The organism is Moorena sp. SIO1F2 (genome assembly GCF_010672755.1).
GTDB lineage: Bacteria > Cyanobacteriota > Cyanobacteriia > Cyanobacteriales > Coleofasciculaceae > Moorena.
This window is the reverse complement of record NZ_JAAHFV010000656.1, coordinates 1-1,452: the sequence shown is the minus strand read 5'-3', so window position 1 is coordinate 1,452 and position 1,452 is coordinate 1. Positions and strand designations below refer to the sequence as shown.

Below are 1,452 nucleotides of genomic sequence, written 5' to 3'. Positions count from 1 at the left end.
TGATTCGGCTTTTGAGTATGGTTAGATAAATTTGGCCAAAATCACGACTATTCGCGCTCCTTTTCTCCCCATCTCCCCATCTCCCCATCTCCCCATCTATTTTTGGCCAGAATGAAACAGCCCTACCTCCTGGCAGGGGTTAGGGGTGGGTCCCTATCTCCCTATCTCCCTATCCAACCAATCTACTATCTTTGAATGCAACTCGGTATCATATCATGTCGGGTTAAATGCCCCTGATTCAGCCACTTTCACCTCAGGCCACCAATAAGATAATGTCAACCCCAGCCATCAACTCCTGCTGTTGGAGTAATTTAAGACATCGGCGCTCGACCCAGATGCGACGTCAGCGCTTACAAAAAATCAACGATGCTGAAAGCCCCGTGTCTAATGGAGTTATTCATAATCGCTAATTAACTATCACTCTTCTGATAGCTGAATAAGAATGAAACAGCCCTGCTTCTAGGCATGGGGAGTGTCAATTGAAAGACTAGTAGTTGAGTCCCCGTTTTTGATAACGATACTTAGCGACAATCGGATAAACTACATTACGGAGCCGGTTGAGAGCTCCCACAGGACGATGAACCACTAAGCCATTCCACGGGGAAAATCGCAGGTTTTCAGCAGAGTCGTATTGTTGGTCAAAATCGATGATCTGATGCTTGACGGTAAGGCGACCAACGGTAAAAAATGGTGACTTCTTCTCACTCCAACGAATTGTGACATCATCGATGGACATTTTCGGGTTGGTTTGGAATTGGATACCAAAGTCCCAGCAATAAAGAGCATCGGTTTTTGATAGTTGTTCGATCAGCTCGTCTCGATAGTAATTGTCCGGTTTGCTTCCATCCAATCCCAGAGCCTTAGCGCGATTGATGAAGGGAAGTTTGGGAATACCTGGTCGGGACTGATATCCCATCCTTTGATGGGGAGGCTGGCATGAAACAGGGGTGAAGGCGTATTTGATCACAGCGGGATAGTCAACAGGAACTAAGCCCGGTTGAGACTGATCAAAATCTGGTTTGAGTCCAAGGGCATAAGCAGAACCACTCCAATACCGTTCCGTTAATAAACTCTTTGGGGTTCGAGCTGTTACTTTAGCTAGGGCTAGCAATTGCCTGGGATGAGTCCTGAGCCACTTTTGGGCAGCTTGCTCTGACTCAACTATGGAGCCAAAAAATTCATAATAATATTTGATGGTTTTGATAAAAAAGATCTTAGCATTTTGAACAATAATATCTTGAGTATTTGGCTCGTAGCTTTGTTCAAAGCTTTCTCCTTCCACACCAATCACTTTCACAGACATTGAGCGTGTGTCTGAGACATAGTCGTTTTCAACATTTGTTCGCCCATTGGCAAATCGCAGCTGAACAGGATATTGTTTCGGTGTCGCAAAAAGTCCTTGCTTGAGGGAAATCCCATTAAGTTGCTCTTGAGTAAGCCGAGTTCGTTTTG

Annotated in this window: 1 protein-coding gene; it reads right to left on the bottom strand. The window is 45.1% G+C overall.

All coding sequences use genetic code 11. The annotated features are described in order from the left end of the window. Positions 1 to 487: 487 nt before the first annotated feature. Positions 488 to 1,452 (bottom strand): catalase (locus F6J94_RS33800; RefSeq protein WP_293048306.1); only part of this gene is annotated, 965 nt, incomplete at its 5' end.